A 25,759-nucleotide genomic window follows, 5' to 3' on the forward strand; every position below is an offset into this window, starting at 1 on the left:
ATGTCCGTCAAAGTTGTCCGATATCTCCACGGCGGCGAGCCCGGCTGGGGTGTGGTCCATGACCGCCGTATCGCGCCGCTGTCTTGCGGCGCCACCAGCACCGCCGACTTCGTCGCGAACGGCCTCGAAGCCGCGTGGGGCAGCACCCCCGACCAGGCCACGCTGCCGCTCGATGCCGTCACGCTGCTGCCGCCGGTCACGTCTGACCGCCAGTTCCTGTGCCAGGGCATCAACTACGCCAGCCATGTGCGTGAGTCCGGCATGGACCCCGACAAGATCGGCTTTAACACCCTGTTCACCAAGGCCCCGTCCTGCCTTGCGCCCGCCGATGCCGACGTGGTGCGGCCGGCGCATGTGCGCCTGCTCGACTATGAAATCGAGCTCGGTCTGGTGGTGCGCAAGCCGCTGAGCGGCGCGGTCCGCGTCGGGCCGGACCAGCTGCACGAGTACCTCGCCGGCGTGACCATCGTCAACGACATTTCGGCGCGCGACGTCCAGTTGCCGCAGGCGCAGTTTTACAAGGGCAAGAGCTACCGCAGCTTCGGTCCGGTCGGGCCCTTCCTGGTGCTGTTGAACGCAGAGGAATGGCGGCGCTGGCCCGAGTTCCGCATGCAGTTGCATGTCAACGGGCAGCCCCGCCAGGACGCCTATTGCGGCGACATGATTTTCAAGCCGCACCAGACGCTTACCGAGCTGTCGGCGCTGCACGATGTGCAACCTGGCGATCTGATCGCCACCGGCACACCGGCCGGATGCGCCGCCCGTGCCCCTGGCAAGCTTGCTATGTGGGTGTTCCGGCATGTGCTGTCCGAGAGCGCGAAATGGCGCGTCTTTATCAAGAAGGGCTTGTCCAACCCGGCTTACCTGCGGCCGGGCGACGTCATGACCGCTGCGATCCGCACCGACGACGGGGCCATCGACCTGGGCGAGCAGCGCAATCGGGTGGTGGCGGCATGAGCGACAGCTATATCGCCGCCATCGACGGCTTTGGCGATGCCTTCGCGTTGCGGCTGCGCCCGGCGCCCCGCCCGCAGCCGCGCCGGGGCGAGATCGTGGTGCAAGTGCAGGCCGCGGCGGTCAATCCCATCGATGTGCGCCGCCGCGGCGGCTACGGCAGCAGGCTTTTCTCTCTGATGGGCGCGGCGCGCATGCCGCTCGTGCTCGGTAACGATTTTGTCGGGACGATTTGCGCGGTGGGCCAGGGTGTGACCGGGCTGCGCGAAGGCGATGCCGTGTTCGGCGCCAAGCCGCCATCGAGTGCGGGCACGCATGCCACCCATGTCGCGATGCGCGCCGAACACGCTCGCCTGAGGCCGTCGTCCATCCCGGCCGCCGCCCTGGCGACGCTACCGTACAACTTCCTGACCGTGACGCGCGCGTTGGCCGACGCCGGGATCTGCCGCGAGACCGTGAACGGGCGTCCCGTGCTCGTGCACGGCGCGACCGGTGGCCTGGGCCAGATCGCGGTCTGGTTGCTGCACAGGCTGGGCGCGCGTGTGACCGCCGTCGGCGGAGGCAAAGGGCTGGTTGCCTGCCTGGCAGCTGGCGCCGACGAACTCGTCGATCGCCACCGCCAGTCGCTGGCGCGCCTGCCGCGGCATTTCGCTGCCACCCTGAACTTCGCCAATTGGGACGACGAAGCGGACCTGCTGTACCGGCTGGCGCCCGACGCGGCCGGTCATGCGACCACGGTTCATCCGTTGCTCGGCAACTTCGACCGGCTGGGACTGTTCAGGGGCGGGCTGGCCACGCTGGTCGGCAAGCGTGGCAAGCGCGGCCTGATACCGAAGGGCGCGCGCTATGGGTGGACGACCTTCCGCCCGAACCCTTCGGCCTTGCAGGCACTGGCCGATTGCGCGGCGGCGCTCGCGCCCGCCGAGGTCAAGACTTTCACGCTCAGCCAGGCCGGGCAGGCGTTCCTGCACGTCGGGCAAGGCCAACCCCGGCGGGCCGTCCTGCTGCCAGGGGAACTCTAGAAAAAGACAGGGCCACAACACGGAGACAAACATGCCCGATAACACGAACGACCGCGGGACGCGCGCCGGCGGCATCCAGAGCCAGGCCGATATCGACGCTTTCGAGCGCACGCCCTGGCAGGAAAAGCTGCCCGCGCAGAACACTTACGAACTGCTGTGCCGTGCCTGCGACAGTCAGCCGGACAAGACTGCGTTGCGCTTCGTCATGACCGGAGAGGCGGACGCGCCGGAATTCGTCGTCGATTACGCAACCCTCAAGGCGCGCGTGACGCAAGCGGCCAACGCCTTCCACCGCGCCGGCATTACCCCCGGCACGGCGGTGGCGTTGCTGCTGCCCAATCTGCCCCAGACCCATTACGCCTTGCTGGGTGCGCAAGCTGCCGGCATCGCCAGTCCCGTCAACCCGATGCTGGAGGTGGACTATATCGCTGCCATCGTCAATGAGACCGGAGCGCAGGCGCTGGTCGCCTGCGCCCCGGTCTCTGACAGCGCGCTCTGGGACAAAGCCGTCGCCGTGGCCGACCGTTGCCCTTCGGTGCGGACCCTGTTCGTCGTCAGCGCTGCGCCATACCTTCCTGAAGCGGCGCGGGCGCGGGTCGACGCGGCCTTCGACACCGCGGCAAGGCCGTGCCGCGCTGATGTGGAGATCGTCGGCTTCGACCAGGCGCTGGCGGCCGAGCCGTCGGACACACTGGTCTCGAAGCGCCGCATCCTGGCGACCGACATCTGTTCGCAATTCCATACCGGCGGCACGACCGGCCTGCCCAAGGTTGCGATGCACACGCATCTCAATGAAGCCTTCGTGGCGTCGATGCTCAAGGCGCTGATCCCGTCGCCAAACACGATCCTGTGCGGCCTGCCGCTGTTCCACGTGAACGGCGCGATGATTACCGGCCTTGCCGCGTTCCATGGCGGCTGGGAGGTGGTGATGCTGACGCCCGCCGGCTATCGGGGCCAGGGCGTGATGCCGAACTTCTGGAAGCTGGTCGAACGGTTCCGCGCCACCAGCTTCAGCGGCGTGCCGACTATCTACGCCGCGCTGGCCGATCTGCCGCGGGAAGGCGCCGACATTGCGTCGTTGCGCTTCGCCTTTTGCGGCGCCGCGCCGCTACCAGCCGAGGTCGCGCGGCGCTTCGAAGCCGCCGCTGGCATTCCGCTGTACGAAGGCTACGGTCTGACCGAAGGCGCGTGCGTCTCGGCCCTCAATCCGCCGCAGGGCGAACGTCGCCTCGGCACGGTCGGCCTGCGCCTGCCGCACCAGGCAATCGGCGCCTGGAAGGTCGACGGCTCTGGCCACGCCACCGAGCCTTGCGCGCCGGGCGAAACCGGCGTCATCGGCATCAACGGCCCCAATGTGTTTCCTGGCTATCTGCGCGAGCAAGACAATGGCGGTATCTGGCTCAAACCGGGATGGCTCAATACCGGCGACCTGGGCCATCTCGATACCGACGGCTATCTGCATCTGACCGGCCGCGCCAAGGAGCTGATCATCCGTGGCGGCCACAACATCGATCCGGCGATGATCGAGGACGCCCTGCTGCAGCATCCGGCCGTGGCGATGGCGGCCGCGGTCGGCCAGCCGGATGCGCACAGCGGGGAACTGCCAGTCGCCTACGTCATGCTCAAGCCAGGCTTCACCCCGGCTGCCGACGAACTGCTAGCGGCCGCGCGCAACCTCGTGCCGGAACGCGCTGCCGTACCAGCGCGCATCGACATCCTGCAGGAGATGCCGCTGACCTCCGTCGGCAAGGTGGCCCGGGCGGAGCTACGCATGCGCGCTGCCGAGCATGTGTTGCGAGAGATCCTGGCGCAGGCCGGCACGGCCGCCAGCGTGCGCGTGGGGCCGGATATCCGGCGCGGCACCGTCGCCTTCGTCCAATGCCCCGCTGCGGACGTGGCGCGCGTGCAGGACCTGCTCGGACGGTTTCCGTTCCCGCTCGACTTCAACGGCCCGGTGTGAACGCGCCGAGTCCCCTCCCGTAGAGAATCCGGTCATGAATACCACATTGCCCGAGCAGGTCGACGTCTTGCTGGTGGGCCTGGGCCCGGTCGGCGCCACCGCGGCCAACCTGCTGGGACGCTACGGCGTCCGTACCCTGGCCATCGACAAGGCCGCGGATATTTTCACCGCGCCCCGTGCCATCGTGCTCGATAACGAAGCACTGCGCATCCTGCAGATGGCAGGGCTCGAGGAAGGCGCGTTCGATACGCTGGCCATTGCCAAGGTGCAGATGCACTCGCCGCTGTTCGGCAGATACGCGCGTGCCAACACAGCCGGCACCATGGACTGCCACCCGCGACTGGTCACGTTCTACCAGCCGGATCTCGAACGCGCCTTGCGCGCCCGCTTGAGCCGCTATCCCTGCGTGAGCATCGCGCTTGGCGCCGATCTCACCGGTTTCGACGACGACGGTGAAGCGGTGCGCGCCACGGTAAGCCTTCCCGGCAGTGACATGGCCACCGTGCGCGCGCGCTATATCGTGGGCGCGGACGGCGCCAATTCTTTCGTGCGGCGCCACGCCGGCCTTGCCTTCGAAGGCAAGACCTTCACGCAGGACTGGCTGGTCGTCGACGCCCTGAACGTGCCCGACCCGATCGACCATGTCGAATTCCTGTGCGACCCGCGCCGGCCTACGCCGCACATGGTTGCCCCGGGCGGCAGGCAACGCTGGGAGTTCATGCTGCAGCCCGGCGAGACGCGTGAACAGATGGAATCGCCGGACAAGATCCGCGAGCTGCTCGCCCCCTGGTGCAAACCGGAGGACATCACGATCGAGCGCACAGCGGTCTACCGGTTCCATGCGCGCATCGTCGATCTCTTCTCCAGGGGCCGCGCCTTCCTGGTGGGCGACGCCGCGCATATCACGCCGCCCTTCGTCGGCCAGGGGCTCGTTGCCGGGCTGCGCGACGTGGGCAACCTGTGCTGGAAGCTCGCCTGGGTCGTGCAGGGAAGGGCGGCGCCCGCCATTCTCGACACCTACGACACCGAGCGGCGCCCACACGCCCGCTCCATCATCAACCTGGCGCTCCTGATGGGCCGGCTGGTGATGCCGCGCAACCGGCTGGCTGCATTCGCCGTCCATGGCGCGATGGCGCTGATGCAGCGCATGCCCTGGGCGCGAGCCTTATTCGAGGACCTGAAGATCAAGCCGCCCGCGCGTTTCAGGCGCGGCCTGTTCCAGCGCGGCAAGACGCGCGCGAGGCTGGTGCGCGGCGGTCTGCTGCCGCAAGGGCTGGTGCGCCGCGGGCCGGGCGCGCCTATCGTGCCGAGCGACGATGCGCTCGGGGCGCGGCTCGTGCTGGCGGGATTCGGCTGCGATCCCGCGCCGCGGCTGAGCCGCAGCCTTCTCGCCGCGTGGCAGCAGGCGGGTGGCGACATTGTGCAGCTGCGCCATTGCGGACAAGCCGGGCGCGGAGCGCTCGAGGCGCACGAAGGGCAGGGCGGACCTTCGTGGGAGGACATGTCGGACCAGCTCGTGCCCGGCGCCGCACCGGTCGGCTGGATCGCGGTCGTGCGCCCCGACCGCACCGTGCTGCACGATGGCCCGCTCGAGGCCCTCGACGATATCGTGCGCGAATCGCTTGCGATGCTCGGCGCGGACAGCCCGCTGCCCGAAGGCTTGCCTCGCACTTTGCAGGCCGCCGCCTGACATCGGCTTGCCCTGATCGTTGTGGCGTGCGCCCCCGCGCGCCAGCGATGTGCTGGAGATGTGCTGGGCGAAGGTGCGCCGCCGGCCAGAGGCATCCCGCGATAACCCCGGGCGAACACACCGGCCATCCAGGTGGCCTATCTGCCCACATCGAACCTGGCCGTCGCGGCCAAGATATCCGCGGGCCTGAACAGCCGCAACCGGGACAACGATGTACGCAGCGGCAACTGGTTCGGCGTGGAGTTCGCTGCCGGGTATAAAACGCCGATCGGGGTTGTGGGCGTGCATGGGATCCGGATCCAGCAGTACCAGGACGACGAGAACAATCCGCTGGGCGCAAGCCGTCTCAGTTCAACAACCTGGGGGCGTTCTTCACGACGATGATCCCGGTGGTCGATGTGGCATTGACCGTGCAGTACATGGCGACGACATCGTCGCGCAATGCCAAGCACGGGAACTTTACCCAGGTCCGACATGATCCCGATGTTCTGACTGCCGCCAGGGGGCCGGCCGAGTATTCCCGACGCTCCCCGACGGCGCCGGTCATTCCGGCTGAATGCCGGCGGCTTTGATCACCTCAGCCCATTTCACGGCCTCGCCGCGCACGAACGCGGCCAGCTCTTCTGGCGTCGATGGGGAGGGTTGGCCTCCTGTCCGGCTGAAGTATTCGGTAGCCGCCGGGTTCGTCAATCCCTGTCGAATCAGCTGGCTCATCCGCGCGACCACCGGCTTTGGCGTATTGGCAGGAAAGAAGGCAGCAACCCAGGCCGTCATCTCGTACCCTGGCAGGCCGCTTTCCGCCATGGTCGGGACATTGCCGAGCAGGGGATGGCGGCTGGACGTGGTCACGGCGACCGCGCGCAGCTTGCCGTTCTGAATCAGGGGCAGGGCCGGATTGATGTCGGAAATCATGAAGTCGACCTGGTGGCCCATCAAGTCGGTCAGGCCCTGCGGCACGCCCTTGTAGGGCACATGCAGTGCCGATGCGCCGCTCATCATCTTGTAGAGCTCACTGGCGACCCGGGTGGAAGAACTGCCGCTGGCGAAGGTCATCTTGCCTTGCCGGCTTTTCGCCAGCGTGGTCAGGTCCGCCACCTTCTGCACGGGGCTGTCGGATGGCACCACCAGGACCAATCCGCTCTTGGCGATCAGCGAAACCGGCGCATAGTCCTTGATGGGATCATAGGGCAGCTTCCTGAACAGGGATGCATTGGCCGCGTGGGTGGTATTTGTCGTGATCAGCATCGTGTACCCATCTCCGGGCGCCGTCGCGACCGCCGTGGCCGCGATGAACCCGTTGGCACCGGGGCGGTTTTCCACGACGACGGACTGTCCGGTCTGGGCCGTGATGGTCCGCGCGATGTAGCGCGCGATGTTGTCCGTGCCACTGCCTGCAGGGAACGGCACCACGACACGGACCGGTTTGTCCGGATACTCGCTCGGGCTCGCTGCCCACACCAGTTGCGGGGCCGCGCAAGCAGCGGCCAGTCCGGACAGCAGGGCGAGCATGCGTCGCCGGGGAAATCGCTGGATCATCTTGTCTCCTCCCGCATCTTGGGATCTGATGGATTGATTTGGCCGAGCTTGCGTCAGGACAGCGGATCGTGTGCGCGAATGACAATCAGCTCGCACGTCCCGTCCGCCGCTTCGAGGCTGAGCTCCGCACCTTCGGGTACGTAGACCCACTCCCCAGTCCCGGCGGCAAAGCGCTCGCCTTCGATGCGACCGTGAATCGTGCCGCCACGCACGAAGAGCACCTGCTCGGTCTCGCCAAGCTTGTGCGGCTCGGCGCCGCCATCGGGATCGAGGTCGACCATGTAGATGTCGAGAAAGCGGGAATCGACGGTCTGGCGTGTGATGACCGGCCTGGCGAGCGCGCCACGGTAGTGCGGCAGGGTGATCGGTTCGGTGCTGGCGGGAACATCGCGGACCTCGGCGGCACCGGCCTGAAGGCGCGGGTCATCCGGGCCGGTCGCGGTCACTGCTGCGTTGGGGTTTTCGCTGTACGGGGGCGCGTAGACCACCATCACCCGTACCGGTTCGTCGCTGATGACCTCGAAGCGATGGAAGACGCCGGCCGCATTGAAGCTCCAGTCCCCTGCGCGCAAGATGCGCTGCTTTCCAGGTAGTTCGCCGAGACCCTCGCCGGCGAGCAGGAACGACGCCTGCTCGAGGTCCGGGTGTGCATGCGGCAATGCGCCGTGGCCCCGGGAAATCGTGCCGAGCAGGACCTCGAGCCGGCGCGCGCCGACAGTCTCCTTGCCGATGATGCGCTGGTTCGCCGTTCCCGTGTGGTTGGCCGGTGCGTACGCGGGCACGTCGGTGGCCCTCCGTACAAAGGATGATGTCATTTCGGATGTCTCCTCGCTTGAACAGTGAAGTCTGTCGCGCTCAGCGGCGGCTGTCGGGGATGGCGAGCGCGGGGTAGTGCTCGGTCAGCTTGGCAGGCATTTCCACATCCAGGATGAACCGGTCGCCGCGATACCAGAACTCCCCTGCCAGCAGCACATTGCCGTCGACGTCCAGCGTCGACCGGATGATCCTGGCGATTGGCGCCCCGAAGCCATAGGCGAGATCGCGTGCCAGGATGTAGTCGGCCGGCTCAACCGTCATGGTCTGCTGCATCATGCCAAGGCGATCGCCTTCGACCTGGCGCAGCAGATGACCGAGCTTGTGGTGCTTTTCGCCACCGCGCGGAAAGCGGGCAAAGACCGACGACGCCACATACACCTCGATCAGGCAGAAGGGCGTGCCGCCATGCAAATGCAGTTTGCGGACCATCACATAGCTGTCCATCGGCGTGCCGCGACGGGCCAGCCCCGGCCGCAGCGCCACGCCCTCGCGCATTTCCAGGATGCGGATTTCCAGCTCGCTGCCATGGGCCGATTCGTCATTGATGGCGGAGCGCAGGCCTTCTCCGGGTGCTGGCGGCTGCTTCATGACGTGGGTCCCACGACCGCGCTGGCTGCTGACCAGCCCCTCTTCCGTCAGCGCGGCGAAGGCCTGGCGCACGGTGACCTTGGCGATCCCGTAGGTTTGCGCGAGGCTGTCCACGGTTGGCAGTTGCATGCCCACCGGATACTCGCCCGAAACGATCTTGTGCCGGATGACGCTGGCCAGTTGTCGATATCGCGTCACGCCGCCGATGCCGTCGTCGGCCAGGATGACGCCCTCATTGGCAGCGGCGTTGGACGCATGGCTCGTCATGGCAACAACTCCCGCGGCACGCGCACGGGCATGGTCAGCAGGATCTGCGCCATGCCCTTGCCGAGTGGATCATTGCGCAGCGACGCCATGCCGCCGCCATCCAGGGCCGACTCGCAGACAAAGTTCATGGCGTCGAAGCCGGGCAGGTCGTAGCATGTCACCGGCCCCTTCACCAGGTACCCAAGCCAGTCCGCCACGCGCGCGACCGTCACTTCGGCACGCAGCACGGGCAGGTACGCCGGCCGGCGGGCGATCAGCCCGATGTTGGAGGTATCCCCCTTGTCGCCGCTGCGGCCATAGGCAAGCCGGATCAGCGGAACTTCGACGGTATCGTGTTCCGCAGGGCCGGCGCCCGTTTGTTCAGCGACTGGAAGTGCCGCGGGCGCGACTGGTGCCACCGGGCTGCCCGAAGGAACGGTGACGCCTCTGCGTACGCCGTCCATCACCACCGCTGGGGTCAGGGCGCTCTTGTCGAGCAGGAATGCATACTGGCGGATCGATGGCGAGGGACTGGAACGCCCTCCGGCCGAGCCCGTCGTGCCCGGCGCCCAACTGGTCCCCGCCGCGGCAATTTCCCGCGCGAACAGTTCCAGCGCCGCCTTCTCGGGGTGCATGACCGCCAGCCGCATCACCGCCTCGCGGGTGTGGCGCGCGGCAGCATGTGGCCCGAAGCAGGACTCCGCTCCCAGCACCTCTATGTGGGTGCGGCTGTAGTCTCCCCACCCGTTCTCCCCGAACAGCTTGCGCGTGCGGGCAAGGATCGCCTGCGCCGTGCGTTCCGCCTTGGCGACCGCGTCGATGCCGACGATGGAAAGCTGCGCGTTGCAGCGAAAGCCGTCGACATAGGTGGCACAGACCTTGTAGGCATTGCCCGGGGCCCGCCCGCGCGCGCCGCTGACTTCCACCAGGTCCGGTGCGGCCTGCCGAAGGGTCACCTGCGTGAAATCGCAGGTGACGTCTGGCAGCAGGTAGGTGGCCGGGTCGCCGATCTCGTACAGCACCTGCTCGCCGACCGTGGCGGTATTGACCAGTCCGCCGGTGGCGGGCGGCTTGCCGACCAGGAAGGTGCCGTCGGCACGGCACTCGACCACCGGATAGCCGATGTCGTGCCAGTCGGGGACGCTTTCCCAGTCGGTATGCAAGCCGCCCGTCGCCTGGCACCCGCACTCGATGATGTGCCCGGCCAGACTGCCTTGCGCCAGGCGGTCATAGTCGTCCGCCTGCCAGCCGAACTCGTGCATCAGCACGCCGAGCGTCACGGCACTGTCGACGCAGCGTCCGGTGATGACGATCTGGGCGCCCTGGTCCAGCGCCTGTCTGATCGGCAAGGCCCCCAGGTACGCGTTGGCGCTGACCACCTTCTCCGGCAGGGGGCGGCCTTTCTGCATGTCCTGCACACCGGCTTCGCGCAGCTGTGGAAGCAGGGGCATCACGTCATCGCCTTCCACCACGGCGATGCGCAGCGTCAGGCCCTGTTCCGCGGCCAGCGCGGCAATGGCCTGCGCACACCCGTGGGGGTTCATGCCACCGGCATTGCTGACCACGCGGATCCCGCGCTCGGCAATCTCTCCGAGCAGGGCCTTCATTGTCACCGTCACGAAATCGGTGGCGTAACCCAGTTCCGGCTTGCGCAATCGGGCAGCGGCGAGAATCGACATGGTCAGTTCGGCCAGGTAGTCGAACACCAGGTAATCGATATCGCCGTGGCGCACAAGCTGTGGCGCGCCAACGCTGCTGTCGCCCCAGAACCCGGAAGCCCCGCCAATGCGTACCGTTTTCACATCCATTCCCATCTCCCTATCTGCCAGTCCACATGGGCTGGCGCTTCTCGCGGAATGCCAACTGGCCTTCGCGCGCGTCCTCGGTCAGTGCAAACAGCCCGATCTGGCTTTCCGTGAACGCCATGGACTGCTCGAACGACATGGTTTCCATATGCTTGAGCGTGTACAGCCCTCGCCGGATGGCGGCGGGCGAATTGTTCAGCAGGCGGGTCAGCAGCAAGTCCAGTCTGGCGTCGAGATCGTCGCTGACATCGTTGACGAGACCCGCGGCCAGCGCTTCCCTCGCGGACAGTGGCTCGCCGCACAGGCACAATTCGGTGAGCGTGCGACGTGGCACCAGGTGCTGCAGCACGCTCAGGACCTGCGCCGGGAACAAGCCCAGCTTGACCTCCGGCAGGCCGAAGCGGGCGCCTTCGCTGGCGATCGCCAGATCGCACATCGCCATCAGCCCCATGCCGCCTGCCATGCAGGCGCCGTTGACGCGAGCGATCAGCGGCACCGTCGACTGCCTGGCGCAGCGGAAGAGATCCGCCATCCCCAGGTAGGGCTCGGCGTAATCAAAGGCAAAGGATTTGCCGGTCTGCAGATCGGCGCCGGCGCAGAACGCCTGCTCGCCCGTTCCGGTAATGACCACGGCGCGGATGTCGGCATCGCGATCGGCGCGCACAATGCCGTCGCGAAGTCCCTGCACCACGCCCGGCGTGATGGCATTGCGGCGCTCCGGGCGGTTGATGGTCAGGTAGAGCACTGCGCCCCGGACCTCGCTCAGCAACTCTTCACTCATGCCTGGTTTCTCCTTTGGCGGGGCGCGCTTTCGGCCCATCTCCCAAGATGCCCGACGCGTACAGCGCATCGATGGCGGTGTCGTCGTACCCGGCCTCACGCAGTACCTCACGGCTGTGCTCACCCAGGCCGGGTGCATGGCGGCGGCTTGTCGGCGGGGTGCCATGCCATTCGCTGGGCACGCCCATCTCCCGGATACGCCCGACGGCCGGGTGTTCCGATTCGCTGAAGAATCCGATGTCCTGCAAATGGGGATCGTCCAGCAGCGACTCGAACGTGTGCATCGGAAAGACCGGAACATCGGCCTCCTTGAGCAGGGTGCGCCATTCATCGGTGGTGCGCTTGGCCAATTCGTCGCTGACCATGGCATACAGGTCGGTGATGTGTGCGGTGCGGGTGTTGATGTTGGCGAAGCGCGGATCGGTGTCGTACAACTCCGGCTTGCCAATGACCCGGAGGAAGGCTCGCCAATGATGATCGTGATAGATCAGGCAGCAGACATGTCCGTCCTTCGTCTGGTACGGACGCCGCTCGGGCGAGAGCAGGCGCGGATAGCCGAAGCCTCCCTTTGGCGGGACGAAGGTCTCGCCATACAGGTGGTCTCCCATCACATAGGGAACCATGGTCTCGAACATGGGGACATCAACGCGCTGGCCCTTGCCGGTGCTCATGCGCGAATACAGGGCGGCACAGATCACGCCGAAAGCATAGAGCCCCACTGAGCGATCCGCGATGGTGATTGGCAGATACCGGGGACTGTCGCCGCTGCCCAGCGAAACGGCCAGCGGCAGGCCGGTTGCGGCCTGGATCAGGTCATCGAAGGCAGCCTGGGGCGCGTAGCGTCCTCGCTGCGAAAAGCCGAACATGCCGACATAGACCAGGCGCGGATTGATGGCCGACAGCGTTTCATAGTCCAGCCCCAGCCGCTGCATCGCCTGCGGGCGCACGTTGTAGGCCAGCACGTCGGCATCCCGTACCAGGCAAAGCAGGGCTTCCCGCCCCGCGGGCGCTTTCAGGTCAAGCACGATGCTGCGCTTGTTGCGGTTCAGGCCCAGGAATAGCGGGCCCATCTTTTCATCGCCACAGGGACCGATGCCGCGCGTACTGTCTCCGCCCGGAGGCTCGACCTTGATCACGTCGGCGCCCAGGTCAGCCAGCATCTGGGTGGCAGAAGGCCCCATGAATACTGACGTGATGTCGACGACTTTCACGCCGGCCAGCGGCCCCGTTTTCTCCTCTTTCTTCATATCCTTTTCATCCTGGTGGGGCAATGTATGACGGCTGGCCCGGAGGCCGCCGTTTTGTGCCGATCGGCCGCGACATCGGGCTTGCAACAATGCATCGGTCATGGGTCGGGTACAGTTGAATTCGTCCACCATCATCGGCTGCAAGCATTCGTCGACCGGTGTCGTGCGTCGCGCGGTCCTCAGCGACCAGGATCCTGTTGACGTGGACCGCGGTCGAGCGCAAGCCGTTCTGGTATCGGCCTCTTGATTTTCGAGATGGTGTGGGTCTTCACCTGGCGCGCCCACGGCCCATCGATGGTGCGCAGATTCCTCGGCACGAGATGCGCCAGGCCAAGCTCGTCACTGAGCTGCGACAGCGCAGTCTCGACATCGAGCGAGAGGTTGGTGACCAGAATGTCGTCGCCATGGAAGACGAGGCTGTTCGACCAGAGAAAGCCGATCGGCGTGCCATTGCGATCGATGCCACCGAAATCGCCGAGCTTGGCAATCACCCGGCCCTGCGTCGGCTCGAGCACGAGAATCTCGTTGGACTGGTTGCACGCGATCCAGAGGTTGTCGTGCTCGTCGATGATCAGGCCGTCCGGTCCGCCGCCGATCCGGTTGACGAAGACTTCAGGGGTGCCGGGCTCGAACGTTGGGGCGGTCACCGGTATCCTGACAACGATGTCGTTCGCCGTATTGGCAACGAACAAGGCCGTCTTCTTGTTGTTGAACGCCAGGCCATTGGCGCCGATGGACGGCGGTATCCGCGTGGGCTTCAGCAGCGGGGTGGTGACCCATGCCGACGCTTCGCCGCCATCGGGTCCGACTTTCCAGATGATGCCCTGGTGGGCGTCGGTCACGTAGACGTTTCCGGCGGGATCGAACGTCAACCCGTCGAGGCCGGGGTTCTTGCCGGTGACCGTCATGAACACGGACGAGGCACCCGTCCTGGGATCGACGCTCAGGACCTTGGCGCCCTTGTAGTCGACGACGAGCAATTGACCCGTCCGGGGATGGAAGCCGAGGTCAAGCAACAATCTGCTCGAGCCCTTGATGGTGACGGTGCGCTGGTGCTTGCCCCGCGGATCGAATACAAGCAGCGTGCCCTCGCTCGTTCTAGGTTTGTTCGCCGCCACCGTGACGACGTAGACGTTGCCCTCGCGGTCCACGGTGATCCCCTCGGGATGCGCCTCGCCAGCAGGCAACGTTGCGAATGTCTCAACCTTGCCGCGCTCCCACGCTCTTGCGGCTAGCGGCGTCGCCAGCAACACGAGCAACATCAGCATCGGCAGTATCGACATCCTCTCGGCTTTGATCATTCTCATCTTGCACTCTCTCGATCTCGCAGATTGATGGATCGTCACTGATTGATCTGATCGGTGTCGTACACGCTGGCCTGTAAGGAGCAGAGGAACGGCACCGCGCAGGCCGGCGAGCGGCCTGTCTTGGTGTCAGTCGCTTCTTATCGCTCGATAACGTCGGTCCCGTTGCCGCGGACGTAGGGCACCGGTCCGATGCCGCGGGCCGCCGCGAGAGCCTGGATCGCGTACTGGATCGAGAGTGCATCATTGAGCGAGTGGAACGTGCCGTCCTCGTTGAAGCTCACTTGCGCGCCTTCGATCCAGGCGATGGTGATCGTGTCCTCGGTGTTGTCCTCGGGGGTGTAGAAGGTGTGCACCGAGCCGCCGGGTTCGTACAGGTAGGAGCCGGCCGTCTGCGGCTGGTCAGGGTACTCGCGATACTTCCAGCAGCCCTGGATTGTCCATACCTGCGCCGTACCGGTGTGGTAGTGAATCGGCAGGGAACAACCGGGTTCCACGATGGCCATGAAGACCCACTCTCCGCGCTCCGGGTCCAGGCGCAGCGGCTTGATGTGGATGCCCGGAAAGACATCCTTGATCAGCGGGATCTGCTCGATATTGACGGTCAGGAGTTTGTCCTGCGGCAGGGCTGGCAGCGGCAGCTTGGCGCCGGTGGAGGTGGTGGGCTGCGTAAGAATTTTTGCAGTCATGAGTGGTCTCCGTTTGTTAGAGGATGTGGATCAGTGGAAGGAAGCCGTCCTTTGACGAGACATATGAGGCACGCCGGTCCGGCGGGAAACTCAGAGCTACCGCGGGAACGCGCCGGAGGAATAGAAGCGCCCAGCGCGACGGTGAAGCCTGGCTAACCGTCGCGGGGCTACATGTCACTGGAAAACTACTAAAGTTCTAATGTTGGAAGTTTAGAGGGTGAGGAAGATTTTTTCTGCCCCTTGTTTACCCTAGGGACAGCCGCGACATCTAGCGTTTGTAGAGGCCGGTCAGGGTAGCCGTGGCGAGCGTGTACCGGGAGATGAAGAAGCGCACCACAGCTGGGATGATCTTTCTGCCGCTTGTTTAAGCTAAAGGCTGAACGAAGGGGGCTTTAGCCTTGCTTGCGCTCGCCAGCGGCCCGGCGTTGGGGTTCGGTAATGGCGGGCACCGCCTTCAATGCGGACGCGGGGATGTCAATTTCGGAGACGTAGCGGTCACCCCGATACCATGTGACGCCTGCGTAGAGCACGCTGCCTTTGCCATCAAGAAGACGTCGCGACATCTTCGCGACGGGTGTGGCGAACGGGATTTTCAACATGTCGCACAGGGGGAAATCTGCCGGCATCACGGTCGTGCGTTGTCGCACCCGTTTGCCCCGCGAGCCCAGTTCATCGAGCAACGCGGCGAGAAGCTTTTTGTTCCTGGCGGTGTCCTTGGGCAAGGCGTCGAAGACCGGCGCCAACACATAGATCTCCGCGTAGCAGAACGGCTCGCCGGAATAGGTATGCAGCTTTCGGACACAGACGTATTCGCCGTCCGACCGGTCGCCCGGTCCGAGCAGTTCCTGCGGCACCCCGGTGCCGCGCCGGACCTCGAGTACCTCAAAGGCGAGCGCCTCAGGCACGGCGAACGGATCGTTGATCGCCAGTTCGAGGTCGCCCGTGGCGGCCGGCCGGGCCGCCACGTGGGTCCCGATGCCTCGCTGGCTACGAATCAGCCCCTCCTTGGAAAGCAGCTCATACGCCTGCCGGACGGTAACGACGGCCACGCCCAGGTCAGCCGCGAGCTGCGTGATCGGCGGCAGCAGCATGCCGAGCGGATACTCCCCCTTTGCGATCCGGTGCCTCAGCAACGAAGCCAGCCGCTGATATTGCGCAACGCCCCGTTCAGCCGACAGCTCTGCCCTCTCAAGCCCCGTGGTTCGATCGTCCATCATTCCATTGCCTGACATTCAGAACATTGGAGTATGCACCAGAAGAACGGGGAGGCGTTTAGCTTGCAGCCGTCGGTCGGCTGGAAGCGGTAGCGTCGAGACGTGGAGCGGTGGCATCGGGTGCGGAGCGTTTCACGTCTAGCGGTTTAGTGATTGCACGCCGACAGCTATATCGGCCGCGGTGGCTGCGAGGATCTCCCGATACGCCTTCACCACGCCCTCCACCTGCCCGGGCGCGGGCACCTCTGCTTCGGTGCGGCCGCTCAGGACCTTGCCGTCCGGCAGCCGCCGCACGGTCCAGGCGATGGTCGCCGCTGCCCGATTGCCCACGTCGGCGTCGAGGGCTACCACATCGGTCGTCACGCGGAATGCCGGCTGCGTCGCCGACAGGCCGCGCTGGTAGACGTCCACCGCATCGAGGCTCGCCTGCAGTTGTTGCGACAGCGCATCGCGCAGCTCGTTGGGGAATGGCGACGTCCAGCGCGAGGTGTCGGACAGCTTGAGGCCACCGTTGTTTCCGTCACGCACCACCAGCTGAATGCGGTTCAGGCGCTCCGGCACGCGCACCGGCGTGACTTCGATCCATAGTGGGTCGCCGCTACGGCTGGGTCGCGCGGTCACGGCCGGCGCAGCGTCGGAGCGACTGGCCGCCAGCGTGTAGTAGCGCGCTTCGGGCGACGCGCAGCCGTTCATCAGGGTCGTGGCCGCGGCGGCCAGCGTAACGAGCATCGTCAGACGTTTCATCATTTCTCTTCCCTCTTGCCTTGCAGGAGCGCTTCGGGATGCCGCTCGAGATAATCGGTGAGCATGCGCAGCGAGACGGCTGTTTGTGTGAGTTCCTGCATCATCCGGCGCGTATCCTGTTGCAGCGATGCGTCGGGCGCCAGCGCGCCATTGGCCGTGTCGAGCGTACGGCGCATATCCTGCAGCGCGGCGACCACCTGTGGTGCCACATCGCCATTGACCTGTGCCACGAGCTTGTCTGCCTTGACGAGCATCTTGTTCATCGACACCATCGCCGTGCGCGCGTCCTGTCCGATCTGGTCGAACGGCACCTTGCCGATCTTGGTCACGATGTCGCCAAGCTTGGCCTGCAGTTCATCGAAGGTACCCGGTGTGGTGGGGAGTTCAGGCACCGATGCGTTGAGATCCAGATCAACCGGCGAGGACGCTTTCGGAAAGAAATCGAGTGCCACATACATCTGTCCGGTCAACAGGTTGCCGGTGCGCAACTGCGCACGCATGCCGCGCTGTACCATGCTATGCACGATGGCGCGCTTGCGCATGTCGTCAGCGACGTCCTTCTCGCGAAGACCCATGCGAGACGGATAGAGCTCCACCACCACGGGCATGCGGAAGGCCTTCTTGTCACGCTGGTATTCGATACCGATCGAGCGCACCTGCCCGACGGTCACGCCGCGGAAATCGACCGGCGCACCGGGCGACAGGCCGCGCACGGACTGATCGAAGTTGAGTACTGCCAGCGCGGGGGCGAGTTCGTCCGGTTCCTTCATGGCTTCGGATTGGTCCGCCGCCAGCAGGTACTCGGTGTTCTCGGCGGCGGGGGCATGCGCGGTGGAGTGGTCCGGAGCCTGGAAGGCTACGCCGCCAAGCATCACGGTGGCCAGCGACTGCGTGGACAACTTCAGTCCGTTCGCGTCGAGCTTGAGGTCGACACCGCTGGCATGCCAGAAGCGCGTATCGGCGGAAACGAGCTTGTCATAGGGCTTGTCGACGAAGACCCGCAGCGTGATGTCGCGGCCGTTCGGTTCGAGCTGGTACGCCACCACATGGCCGACCCGTACGCGACGATAGTAGACCGGTGAGCCGATGTCGAGCGAGCCCAGGTCCTGCGCACGCAGCACGAACTGCCTGCCGGAGGCGTCAGTGGTGATGACCGGCGGATTTTCGAGCCCGGTGAAGCTGTGCTTCGTCTCGCCCGACTTGCCAGCATCCACGCCAATATATGCGCCCGATAGCAGCGTCTCCAGTCCCGAGACCCCGCTCATGGCAAAGCGGGGTCGTACCACCCAGAATCGTGTGTCGGCCACGGCGAAATTCTTGGCGTCCTTGGTCAGCGCAATCGTCGCGATCACATGCGAACGGTCCGCTGCCAGCCGTGCCGTCTTGACCAGTCCGATATCGACGTCCTTGTAGCGCACGGCGGTCTTGCCTGGCGTCAGGCCTTCGGCAGTGCGGAATGTGACGGTGATCTCGGGCCCGCGCGACGCAAGCGTGCTGATCAGCAGCGAGAGTCCGACCACGGCGGCAACGATCGGGATTACCCAGACGAGGGAGGGTAGCCAGCGCGCGGGGGGCTTGCGTCCTGGCTGCGGTATATCGTTGGGCGGAGGATGTTTAACGTGTTCGGGCATTATCGGAGTGCTGTAATTCGATGGGGGAGGGCGACGTCCCGAGCGCATCCCACAGCAGACGGGGATCAAAGCTCAGTGACGCGAGCATGGTCAGTACGACAACCGAGGCAAAGGCCAGGGCTCCGGCACCGGGCGTAATCGTGGCCAGCGCCCCGGCACGCACCAGCGATGCCAGCAGTGCCACCACGAAGATATCGAGCATGGACCACCGGCCGATGACTTCGACCAGGGTGTAGAGCCTGGTCTGCTCGCGGATGCGCCAGGTCGATCCGCGGCGCACCGATAGCAGCAGCAAGGTCAGGATCATCATCTTCAGCAACGGGACGACGATGCTGGCGATCAGCACCACGATTGCCAGCATGTATGAGCCGGACAACCACAGGTAGATCACGCCGGACATGATGGTGTCGCGCTGCGTGCCGAAGATTGACTGCGTCACCATGATCGGCAGCAGATTGGCCGGGATATACAGCAGGTAGGCGGCCAACAGGAAGGCCCAGGCGCGCGCCAGGCTGGCCGGCTTGCGATGATGCAGTACGGTGCCGCAGCGCGGACACGGTTCGGCCTCGAGCCTCATCGGACTGAGCCGGTCGCACGTGTGGCACGACAGCAGTCCGCGCGAGGTGGCGGTGGGGTGGGGCGACTGAGACGCGGTCATGACACGGCATCCCGCGGGCAGGCCGGTACTTCATCTGCATCGTGCGCATCGAGGTGGTGCCAGAGTTCACGCGGGTCGAACGACAGGATGACGGCCAGTACGACCACCAGGGCGCCGAACGACCAGAGCGCGACGCCAGGCACCACCTGCGCTATGGTCGACAGCTTCACCAGCGTAACCAGCACGCCGATCATGAACACTTCGATCATGCCCCACGGCCGCGTGCGGCAAATGCCGCGCAAGATGCGCTCGAACCCGGCTGGCGTGCGCCCCTGCGCCATCGGCACGAGCAGGTAGCACATCATCAGCAACTCGGCGAGCGGAAACAGGATGGTCGTGGCGAACACGAGCATCGCCACCGGCGCCATGTCGTCCGCGAAGAGGGCCTGTACCGCGCTCCATAGCGTGGTCTCCATGCGCGAGCCCTTGAGATCCATGGCGACGATGGGGTACGCGTTTGAAACCAGGAGCAGGATCAAGGCAGTCACCACGAGCGGCAGCAAGCGGCGATAGGCTCGCGAACTGTCGCGATACAGCGCGCCGCCGCAGCGCAGGCACGTGGCACGTTCGTCCTGTTTCAGCGCCGCGCGCGTATGGAGTGCGTCGCAATGCTCGCATGCCACCAGCTTGTCGGGATTCTGCATGGCAACTGGCAGCGAGGCGTGGTTCTGATGCACAGGTGTCCTGGGGAAAATGATCGGCCTCGTTGTGTGAGGCAAGCAGCGCGTGCGCGCACCGGAATCTTTCATGAGTTCCGCATTCTTTCACATAATGACTGTCGTGTCATCATGACACATTGTATGTTATAAGAAGGGCACGGGCGCCGCTGCCGCCAATATGACGTACGCCATGTGGGCGGCGTTGAAGCGGCGTATTGATATAATCGCGTCGTCACATAAGGTCCTCTAACTGAAGATGCCTGCCGTTCCTGATCCCAAAGACCATCGTCCTCGCGTTGCCGCAGAACGTCGTGAACGGATGCGCAAACGTCTCATTGAAAGCGCGATGATCGTTTTTGCGCAAAGGGGTGTCGGAGCCAGCGTGATCCCGGAAGTCATCGCGTCAGCTGGCGTCTCGCAAGGTTCCTTCTACAACTACTTCCGTACTAACGAGGATCTGCTGGCGGCTGTCGGCGACGCGCTCAGTCACGACATGGTGCAAATGATCGAGAGCGTGGTCGGCGAAATCGAGGACCCGGCGTTGCGGGTCGCAACGGGGATTCGCTTATACCTGCACCTTGCGCGCTCCTATCCTGTCTTGGCGCAATTTCTTTCCGGTACGGGCCTGCTTTTGGTCGGCAGCAAGAGTGCTGCCGTCTACGAATACCTGCCCACGGATATCAAGGAAGGCCTGAAGACGGGCACCTTTGACGAGACTGCGGCCGACGTGGCATTGGACATGGTGGCCGGTGCCGGGCTGATCGCCGTTCACCGCATGGCCAAGGGAAGAACACCAAGGGATTATCCCGAACGGATTGTCCGGGCGGTGTTACGGTCGCTCGGCGTGCCTGCAGCGAGTGCGGTACGGTTGACCTCCGCTCCTTTGCCAAAACTGGTGGCCCCGCCGGAATCATTGCTCGAAAAGGCCCAGGGGAAGCTCGCCGCCAGGGCCGAGCCCTCCAGCTAGCAGCCAGCGCTACGGCAAATCGCTGATCGCTTCCGCGAGCAAGCCATCGAACAGCGCTTCGCTCGCATGCAGTGGCGACCTGGATATCGCATCGGCCGCTGATTCCTCCACGCCCAGGGCGCGCAATGCCACGGCAGCGGCGAGCTCCGAAAAGTCTTCGCGGCATTCGGTGTCAAGCATGCTCTGCATTGCGCTCATTGCGGCTCCGGCAACGATATTGAAGCCAAGGGCGATCGGCATGCGCTTGAAGCGATTGCGACGAACGCCTTCCTCTATGTCCCTCCGGACAAACTCCAGCATATTCGGCGCGTGGTAGCCCGCCCATCCGTGCCGGCCAAGGATGCCAGCCACACCCGGCTGGTGTACCGTCAGTATCGACGCCAGCCGTATTCCCCTGGCGATGTGCTCGGCCGGGTCGTCATGGTCGCGCACAATGGGGTCGGCCGCCCGCACCCACTGTTCAGCCATCTTCCCGACAAGCTCCCGCACGATCGCGTCAGACGACGGAAAGTACTTGTAGAACGTTCCGCGTGAAACCCGTGCTGCCGAGATGATGTCGTCGATGGATGGCGTCGCGGCGCTGTTGTCCAGCATCAGTCGCATCGCGCTGTTCAGCAACAGCGAGCGCATACGCTGCCGCCGCTTTGCCGCGACGCGCTGACGGTGATCGCCAGTCTTCCACGGGTCTAATTCCGCTGCGAATCGCGTCTGCATCGGGGTCATTGAACTGTTCTCTCCTCATGGTTAATGCGTCGACAACGCCGCGCGCGGGTCCTCCTGCGTCTCAGCCTATGTAGTCGCACCCTCGGGTATAGCCATTGTGGTAGCGCACCGCATTCTTGCGGCGCGCGCTTCTTCGTCTCATGCGGTCCGGGACCTCAAAGTCGATCCGTCCTCACACACACAAATAAATTGTACGTCATCATGACAAATAAGTCAGTATGACGTAGACTTCGAACTCTCAGGAAGGGCGAAAGCCCGAACAGGCCTGCCGTCAATGACGCCAGCACGAGTCCGAACACAGCGGCTCGATGACGTGGATCGCTGATGACTCGCAGGAGAGCGACGGACCTTAGTGGAGCGCAGAAATTGAACAGGAACCTTCGAGCGGCAGCTCTTACCATCATCGCGGCACATCTGGCCGCGTGCACACCGGGTCCGGAACCCGAACGCAAGGACGTGAGGCCAGTACGGACAGTGGTCGCCGGGCGCACCGCCGGGTCGGTCGGTGCGACCTATTCAGGCGAGATTCGTGCGCGTTACGAAAGTCAGCTGGGATTCCGCACCGCCGGCAAGATCGTCGCGCGCATGGTGGAAGTCGGCAGCCATGTCAAGCGCGGCCAGCCGTTGTTCCAGCTCGACACCACGCAGGAATCGTTGCAGGTAGCCGCCGCGGGCGCGGAGGTTGATGCGGCAAGAAGCCGGGTAGCGCAGGCGCGGGTGGACGTCAGGCGTACCGAGCAACTGCTCGCCCAGAACTTTGCCTCGCAAGCCGAGCTGGACCAGCAGCGGCTGGCGCTTAACCAGGCGGAAGCACAACTGCGTTCGGCACAGGCGCGCCAGCAGCTGAATGCCAACATGCGCGGATTCACCACGCTCGTAGCAGACCGCGATGGCGTGGTCAGCGCAATCAACGCGGAAACTGGCCAGGTGGTTTCAGCTGGGCAGACGATCGCCACCGTCGCAGCCGACGGCGAACGCGAGATCTCGATCAGCATTCCGGAGTCGCGCGTCGACGAACTGCGCAAGGCACCGACGCTGACGATTACGGTGTGGGCGCAGCCGGACAAGTCCTGGACGGGCAAGCTCCGCGAGCTTGCGCCGGACGCGGACAGCGTAACCCGGACGTACTCGGCGCGCATCTCGATTCAGGAGGCGGATCCGGAAGTGCTGCGGTTAGGCATGACAGCGTCGGTGATCGCACCCGACGTGGACGGCAGCGGCGTAATCCGCGTTCCGCTGACCGCCATCGTCGACCATGAACGTGGCCGCCAGGTATGGGTGGTCGACCCTAAGACGTCGCGGGTGATATCGCGTGAAGTCAAGCTGGGCGCGGCGCAGAACGACAGCGTCATCGTGGTTGGGGGACTGGCGGGTGGAGAGACCGTGGTAAGTGCCGGCGTGCACATGCTGCAGCCTGGCCAGCAGGTGAAGGTGGCCGAGACGGTAACGCTCGCCAAGGCTGGAGGTGCGAAGTGAAAGGTATCAACCTGTCCGAATGGGCACTGAAGCACCAGCAAATGGTCGCGTTCCTGCTGTTGCTGTTGTCAGTGGCCGGCGCGCTCGCATACGGCAGCCTGGGCCAGAAGGAAGACCCCGAGTTCACGATCAAGACCATGGTTGTGCAGGCGTACTGGCCGGGCAGCTCCGCCCAGCAGATGGCCGACCAGGTCACCGACAAGATCGAGCGCAAGCTGCAAGAGGTCGCGGAGATCGACTATACGTCCACCTATGTAAAGCCGGGCGAAACGCAGGTCAAGGTCAACCTGCGCGAGAATGTACCACCAGAGGCCGTGCCGGATGTGTGGTACCAGGTCCGCAAGAAGATGGGCGACATCCGGCATACCTTGCCTCAGGGTACGCAGGGCCCGTTCTTCAATGACGAGTTCGGCGACACGTTCGGTAACCTCTATGCCATCACGGGCGATGGCTTCGACTATGACGACCTGAGACGGATTGCGGACGCCGCGCGTAATGAGTTCCTTCGTGTCGACGACGTCAACAAGGTCGACCTCGTAGGCAAGCAGGAACAGAAGATCTATGTGGAAGTCTCCACCGCCAAGCTTGCCTCGCTGGGTATCGACCCGGCACTGATCGCATCGACGCTTGCACAAACCAATGCCGTGACATCCGGCGGGACGGTGCAAACATCGGCGGAACAAGTACGGCTGGCTGTCAGTGGCGAGTTCGACTCGGTCGAAAAGATTCGCGCCATCGGCATCCGTGCCGGCCAGCGTACCTTCCGTCTCGGCGATATTGCCGACGTCCGCCGGGGCTTTGTGGAGCCGGCCACCTCGAGGATGCGCTTCAACGGCAATGAGGCGATCGGCCTGGCGGTGAGCATGCGCAAGGGCGGCGACGTGATTCGGCTGGGCGCAAAGCTGGATGAAACGATCCAGCGCATCGAGTCCAACTTGCCGGTGGGCGTTCAGATCCACGCGGTCAGCGACCAGCCGCGTATCGTCGAGCATTCTGTATTCGAATTCAAGAAGAGTCTGGCCGAGGCAGTGATCATCGTGCTCGTCGTCAGCTTCCTGTCGCTGGGCTTCCGGACCGGGCTGGTGGTCGCGCTCAGCATCCCGCTCGTGCTGGCCATGACCTTCCTGGCGATGTACATGATGGGCATCGAGCTGCAGCGCATCTCGCTGGGCGCGCTGATCATTGCGCTGGGACTGTTGGTGGACGACGCCATCATTGCCGTCGAAATGATGGCGCTGAAGCTGGAGCAGGGCTGGGACAAGTTCCGCGCCGCCACCTACGCCTACACTGCCACGGCTTTCCCCATGCTTACCGGGACGCTGATTACGGCGGCGGGCTTTCTCCCGGTCGGCTTTGCGAAGTCGGGCACGGGCGAATATGTGTACTCCCTGTTCCAGGTGGTGGGCATTTCGCTGGTGTTGTCATGGGTCGTGGCCGTCCTCTTTACGCCTTACATCGGCTTCAAGCTCCTGAAGGAGCATGCGCACGCCTCGCATGACGAGGACGCGGTCTACCAGCGCGGCTTCTATGTCAGGTTCCGCCGGTTCATCGACTTCTGCCTGAAGCAGCGCGTGTGGGTGCTCGGCATCACGGTTGCTGCGTTCATCGGCTCACTGCTGCTGTTCCAGGCAATACCCCAGCAGTTCTTTCCGGCGTCTGACCGGCCCGAACTCATCGTGGACCTGTGGATGCCGAAGGCTTCGACGTTCGAGGCGAGTCAACGCGAGGTCCAGAAGCTGGAAGGCCTGCTCAAGGGCGATCCGGACATTGCGGCGGTGACCAGCTTTGTTGGCAACGGTGCGCCGCGATTCTACCTGCCCCTCGACGTGCAGACGCCCAATCTGAATCTGGGCGAGATGCTGGTGATGACGAAGGGCGGCGAGGCACGGGAGCGGGTGAAGGAGAAGCTCGAGAAGCTGTTCGACGAGAAATTCCCCAATGTGCGCGGCCGCGTCAATCGACTGGAAAACGGCCCGCCAGTCGGTTATCCGGTGCAGTTCCGCGTGTACGGGCAGGACAACGCCAAAGTACGCGCAATCGGGCAGAAGCTGGCCGCAATCATGCGCGAAGAGCCGCACGTGCGCCAGGTCAATCAGGACTGGGGCGAACGCGTCAAGCGCTTGCAGGTCGACGTCGACCAGGACAAGGCGCGTGCACTGGGTGTCAGCTCAGGCCAGATCAAGGAGGCCCTTGAGGCTTCGCTGTCGGGCACGCCAATCACGCAGTACCGCGAGGAAGACCAGGGCATTGACGTGGTCTCGCGCCTCGTCGCGGCGGAACGCACGGACCTGAATAACCTGAAGGACGCAAAGATCTACGTGCGCGACGGCAAGTTCGTGCCGGTCTCGCAGGTGGCCCGACTCACGCTTGACAGCGAGGACAGCGAGCTGTGGCGGCGTAACCGCGTGCCGACGCTGACGGTTCGTGCCGATATCGCCGGGGCGCAGGCACCTGATGTCACGCGTGCACTGCAACCGAAGATCGACGCACTGGAAAAAGAACTTCCGCTCGGCTATGGCATCGAGATCGGTGGCGCTTACGAATCGAGTGCGAAGGCTCAGGCTTCTGTGTTCGCGGTGATGCCTGTGACGATCATCGCTGTGCTGCTGCTGCTGATGTTTCAACTGCAGGATATGAGAAAGATGGCGATGGTCTTGCTGACAGCGCCGCTCGGACTGATCGGTGTCAGCATCATCATGGCCGCGTTCCGGATTCCGTTTGGTTTTGTCGCGATGCTGGGCGTGATCGCCCTCGCCGGAATGATCATCCGCAACTCGGTGATCCTGGTCGTGCAGATCGACCAGGACGTGGCCGCGGGTGTCCCATTGTGGACGGCCATCGTCGAGGCCGCGGTGCGACGGCTGCGCCCGATCGTGCTGACTGCCCTGGCGGCGATCCTGGCGATGGTGCCGCTTACCCATTCCGTGTTCTGGGGTCCCATGGCGTGGGCAATCATGGGAGGGCTCGCCGTTGCCACGGTGCTGACCCTCGTCTTCCTTCCCACCCTGTATGCGACCTGGTACCGGGCCAAGCGTCCTGCGACCGTCTGA

General features: G+C 64.7%; 22 protein-coding genes. 8 read left to right on the forward strand and 14 right to left on the reverse strand.

Features of this window, described 5'->3' with window-relative positions:
- From AC3WVS_RS14735 to AC3WVS_RS14755, 5 genes are all read left to right on the forward strand, one after another.
- A complete protein-coding gene (locus AC3WVS_RS14735; RefSeq protein WP_306848089.1) occupies window positions 1–957 on the forward strand; it encodes a fumarylacetoacetate hydrolase family protein in 957 nt (318 codons plus the stop codon).
- Window positions 954–1,976 carry an alcohol dehydrogenase catalytic domain-containing protein gene (locus AC3WVS_RS14740; RefSeq protein ID WP_492319235.1) on the forward strand — a complete coding sequence of 341 codons (1,023 nt, stop codon included), beginning with the start codon at window positions 954–956 and terminating at the stop codon, window positions 1,974–1,976. The genes AC3WVS_RS14735 and AC3WVS_RS14740 overlap by 4 nt, the downstream gene beginning before the upstream one ends.
- A gap of 31 nt (window positions 1,977–2,007) precedes the next feature.
- A complete protein-coding gene (locus tag AC3WVS_RS14745) occupies window positions 2,008–3,936 on the forward strand; it encodes an acyl-CoA synthetase (RefSeq protein WP_492319236.1) in 1,929 nt (642 codons plus the stop codon).
- 34 nt (window positions 3,937–3,970) lie between these two features.
- On the forward strand, window positions 3,971–5,626 hold the full coding sequence (locus AC3WVS_RS14750; protein ID WP_492319237.1) for a bifunctional 3-(3-hydroxy-phenyl)propionate/3-hydroxycinnamic acid hydroxylase: 1,656 nt from the start codon (window positions 3,971–3,973) through the stop codon (window positions 5,624–5,626).
- A 132-nt stretch (window positions 5,627–5,758) separates the two neighbouring features.
- Complete coding sequence (locus AC3WVS_RS14755; protein ID WP_492319238.1) at window positions 5,759–6,010, forward strand: transporter; 252 nt, start codon at window positions 5,759–5,761, stop codon at window positions 6,008–6,010.
- A 159-nt stretch (window positions 6,011–6,169) separates the two neighbouring features.
- On the opposite strand, the gene AC3WVS_RS14760 is transcribed toward AC3WVS_RS14755, so the two are convergent.
- The 13 genes from AC3WVS_RS14760 to AC3WVS_RS14820 all read right to left on the reverse strand — a co-directional run bounded on the left by AC3WVS_RS14760 (window position 6,170) and on the right by AC3WVS_RS14820 (window position 19,528).
- Window positions 6,170–7,162: a Bug family tripartite tricarboxylate transporter substrate binding protein gene (locus AC3WVS_RS14760; RefSeq protein ID WP_492319239.1), complete on the reverse strand. Its 993-nt coding sequence runs from the start codon at window positions 7,160–7,162 to the stop codon at window positions 6,170–6,172.
- 53 nt (window positions 7,163–7,215) lie between these two features.
- Window positions 7,216–7,977, reverse strand: a complete 762-nt coding sequence (locus tag AC3WVS_RS14765; protein ID WP_492319240.1) for a cupin domain-containing protein — start codon at window positions 7,975–7,977, stop codon at window positions 7,216–7,218.
- A 40-nt stretch (window positions 7,978–8,017) separates the two neighbouring features.
- Window positions 8,018–8,833 carry a GntR family transcriptional regulator gene (locus AC3WVS_RS14770; RefSeq protein ID WP_492319241.1) on the reverse strand — a complete coding sequence of 272 codons (816 nt, stop codon included), beginning with the start codon at window positions 8,831–8,833 and terminating at the stop codon, window positions 8,018–8,020.
- Window positions 8,830–10,620, reverse strand: coding sequence for an acyclic terpene utilization AtuA family protein (locus tag AC3WVS_RS14775; RefSeq protein ID WP_492319242.1), 1,791 nt, complete (start codon window positions 10,618–10,620; stop codon window positions 8,830–8,832). The genes AC3WVS_RS14770 and AC3WVS_RS14775 overlap by 4 nt, the downstream gene beginning before the upstream one ends.
- Window positions 10,621–10,630: 10 nt before the next feature.
- Complete coding sequence (locus tag AC3WVS_RS14780; RefSeq protein ID WP_492319243.1) at window positions 10,631–11,398, reverse strand: enoyl-CoA hydratase/isomerase family protein; 768 nt, start codon at window positions 11,396–11,398, stop codon at window positions 10,631–10,633.
- Window positions 11,391–12,644: a CaiB/BaiF CoA transferase family protein gene (locus AC3WVS_RS14785; protein WP_492319244.1), complete on the reverse strand. Its 1,254-nt coding sequence runs from the start codon at window positions 12,642–12,644 to the stop codon at window positions 11,391–11,393. Before AC3WVS_RS14785 ends, AC3WVS_RS14780 begins: the two co-directional genes overlap by 8 nt.
- A gap of 179 nt (window positions 12,645–12,823) precedes the next feature.
- On the reverse strand, window positions 12,824–13,945 hold the full coding sequence (locus AC3WVS_RS14790; protein ID WP_492319245.1) for an SMP-30/gluconolactonase/LRE family protein: 1,122 nt from the start codon (window positions 13,943–13,945) through the stop codon (window positions 12,824–12,826).
- Between the two features lie 143 nt (window positions 13,946–14,088).
- A complete protein-coding gene (locus tag AC3WVS_RS14795; RefSeq protein WP_492319246.1) occupies window positions 14,089–14,637 on the reverse strand; it encodes a 2,4'-dihydroxyacetophenone dioxygenase family protein in 549 nt (182 codons plus the stop codon).
- Window positions 14,638–15,029: 392 nt separating this feature from the next.
- Window positions 15,030–15,854, reverse strand: coding sequence for a GntR family transcriptional regulator (locus tag AC3WVS_RS14800; RefSeq protein ID WP_492319247.1), 825 nt, complete (start codon window positions 15,852–15,854; stop codon window positions 15,030–15,032).
- Between the two features lie 135 nt (window positions 15,855–15,989).
- Entirely contained in the window at window positions 15,990–16,598 is a 609-nt protein-coding gene (locus AC3WVS_RS14805; protein ID WP_492319248.1) for a PqiC family protein, read from the reverse strand.
- Window positions 16,595–18,226, reverse strand: coding sequence for a PqiB family protein (locus tag AC3WVS_RS14810; RefSeq protein WP_492319249.1), 1,632 nt, complete (start codon window positions 18,224–18,226; stop codon window positions 16,595–16,597). The genes AC3WVS_RS14805 and AC3WVS_RS14810 overlap by 4 nt, the downstream gene beginning before the upstream one ends.
- A complete protein-coding gene (locus tag AC3WVS_RS14815; RefSeq protein WP_492319250.1) occupies window positions 18,210–18,884 on the reverse strand; it encodes a paraquat-inducible protein A in 675 nt (224 codons plus the stop codon). The genes AC3WVS_RS14810 and AC3WVS_RS14815 overlap by 17 nt, the downstream gene beginning before the upstream one ends.
- Window positions 18,881–19,528, reverse strand: a complete 648-nt coding sequence (locus tag AC3WVS_RS14820) for a paraquat-inducible protein A (RefSeq protein WP_492319251.1) — start codon at window positions 19,526–19,528, stop codon at window positions 18,881–18,883. The genes AC3WVS_RS14815 and AC3WVS_RS14820 overlap by 4 nt, the downstream gene beginning before the upstream one ends.
- A gap of 334 nt (window positions 19,529–19,862) precedes the next feature.
- Between AC3WVS_RS14820 and AC3WVS_RS14825 the strand changes: the two genes are divergently transcribed.
- Entirely contained in the window at window positions 19,863–20,510 is a 648-nt protein-coding gene (locus tag AC3WVS_RS14825; protein WP_306848055.1) for a TetR/AcrR family transcriptional regulator, read from the forward strand.
- A 9-nt stretch (window positions 20,511–20,519) separates the two neighbouring features.
- Here the strand turns inward: AC3WVS_RS14825 and AC3WVS_RS14830 are convergent, their stop codons facing one another.
- On the reverse strand, window positions 20,520–21,233 hold the full coding sequence (locus AC3WVS_RS14830; RefSeq protein ID WP_492319252.1) for a TetR/AcrR family transcriptional regulator: 714 nt from the start codon (window positions 21,231–21,233) through the stop codon (window positions 20,520–20,522).
- Window positions 21,234–21,599: 366 nt separating this feature from the next.
- Between AC3WVS_RS14830 and AC3WVS_RS14835 the strand changes: the two genes are divergently transcribed.
- Both AC3WVS_RS14835 and AC3WVS_RS14840 read left to right on the forward strand, forming a co-directional pair.
- Window positions 21,600–22,709 carry an efflux RND transporter periplasmic adaptor subunit gene (locus tag AC3WVS_RS14835; protein WP_492319253.1) on the forward strand — a complete coding sequence of 370 codons (1,110 nt, stop codon included), beginning with the start codon at window positions 21,600–21,602 and terminating at the stop codon, window positions 22,707–22,709.
- The gene (locus AC3WVS_RS14840; RefSeq protein WP_492319254.1) at window positions 22,706–25,759 is read left to right on the forward strand and encodes an efflux RND transporter permease subunit; all 3,054 of its coding nucleotides are present in this window, start codon (window positions 22,706–22,708) and stop codon (window positions 25,757–25,759) included. The genes AC3WVS_RS14835 and AC3WVS_RS14840 overlap by 4 nt, the downstream gene beginning before the upstream one ends.

The organism is Cupriavidus sp. CPT47-8839-RL05A (genome assembly GCF_058792255.1).

What these genes read in the sequence shown, in the direction of transcription:
- AC3WVS_RS14785 (WP_492319244.1), bottom strand. Translation starts at nt 12,644, where the DNA reads ATGAAGAAAGAGGAGAAAACGGGGCCGCTGGCCGGCGTGAAAGTCGTC.
- AC3WVS_RS14815 (WP_492319250.1), bottom strand. Translation starts at nt 18,884, where the DNA reads ATGACCGCGTCTCAGTCGCCCCACCCCACCGCCACCTCGCGCGGACTG.
- AC3WVS_RS14750 (WP_492319237.1), top strand. Translation starts at nt 3,971, where the DNA reads ATGAATACCACATTGCCCGAGCAGGTCGACGTCTTGCTGGTGGGCCTG.
- AC3WVS_RS14810 (WP_492319249.1), bottom strand. Translation starts at nt 18,226, where the DNA reads ATGCCCGAACACGTTAAACATCCTCCGCCCAACGATATACCGCAGCCA.
- AC3WVS_RS14825 (WP_306848055.1), top strand. Translation starts at nt 19,863, where the DNA reads ATGCGCAAACGTCTCATTGAAAGCGCGATGATCGTTTTTGCGCAAAGG.
- AC3WVS_RS14765 (WP_492319240.1), bottom strand. Translation starts at nt 7,977, where the DNA reads ATGACATCATCCTTTGTACGGAGGGCCACCGACGTGCCCGCGTACGCA.
- AC3WVS_RS14800 (WP_492319247.1), bottom strand. Translation starts at nt 15,854, where the DNA reads ATGATGGACGATCGAACCACGGGGCTTGAGAGGGCAGAGCTGTCGGCT.
- AC3WVS_RS14780 (WP_492319243.1), bottom strand. Translation starts at nt 11,398, where the DNA reads ATGAGTGAAGAGTTGCTGAGCGAGGTCCGGGGCGCAGTGCTCTACCTG.
- AC3WVS_RS14830 (WP_492319252.1), bottom strand. Translation starts at nt 21,233, where the DNA reads ATGACCCCGATGCAGACGCGATTCGCAGCGGAATTAGACCCGTGGAAG.
- AC3WVS_RS14740 (WP_492319235.1), top strand. Translation starts at nt 954, where the DNA reads ATGAGCGACAGCTATATCGCCGCCATCGACGGCTTTGGCGATGCCTTC.
- AC3WVS_RS14745 (WP_492319236.1), top strand. Translation starts at nt 2,008, where the DNA reads ATGCCCGATAACACGAACGACCGCGGGACGCGCGCCGGCGGCATCCAG.
- AC3WVS_RS14805 (WP_492319248.1), bottom strand. Translation starts at nt 16,598, where the DNA reads ATGATGAAACGTCTGACGATGCTCGTTACGCTGGCCGCCGCGGCCACG.
- AC3WVS_RS14790 (WP_492319245.1), bottom strand. Translation starts at nt 13,945, where the DNA reads ATGATCAAAGCCGAGAGGATGTCGATACTGCCGATGCTGATGTTGCTC.
- AC3WVS_RS14795 (WP_492319246.1), bottom strand. Translation starts at nt 14,637, where the DNA reads ATGACTGCAAAAATTCTTACGCAGCCCACCACCTCCACCGGCGCCAAG.
- AC3WVS_RS14775 (WP_492319242.1), bottom strand. Translation starts at nt 10,620, where the DNA reads ATGGATGTGAAAACGGTACGCATTGGCGGGGCTTCCGGGTTCTGGGGC.
- AC3WVS_RS14820 (WP_492319251.1), bottom strand. Translation starts at nt 19,528, where the DNA reads ATGCAGAATCCCGACAAGCTGGTGGCATGCGAGCATTGCGACGCACTC.
- AC3WVS_RS14735 (WP_306848089.1), top strand. Translation starts at nt 1, where the DNA reads ATGTCCGTCAAAGTTGTCCGATATCTCCACGGCGGCGAGCCCGGCTGG.
- AC3WVS_RS14770 (WP_492319241.1), bottom strand. Translation starts at nt 8,833, where the DNA reads ATGACGAGCCATGCGTCCAACGCCGCTGCCAATGAGGGCGTCATCCTG.
- AC3WVS_RS14760 (WP_492319239.1), bottom strand. Translation starts at nt 7,162, where the DNA reads ATGATCCAGCGATTTCCCCGGCGACGCATGCTCGCCCTGCTGTCCGGA.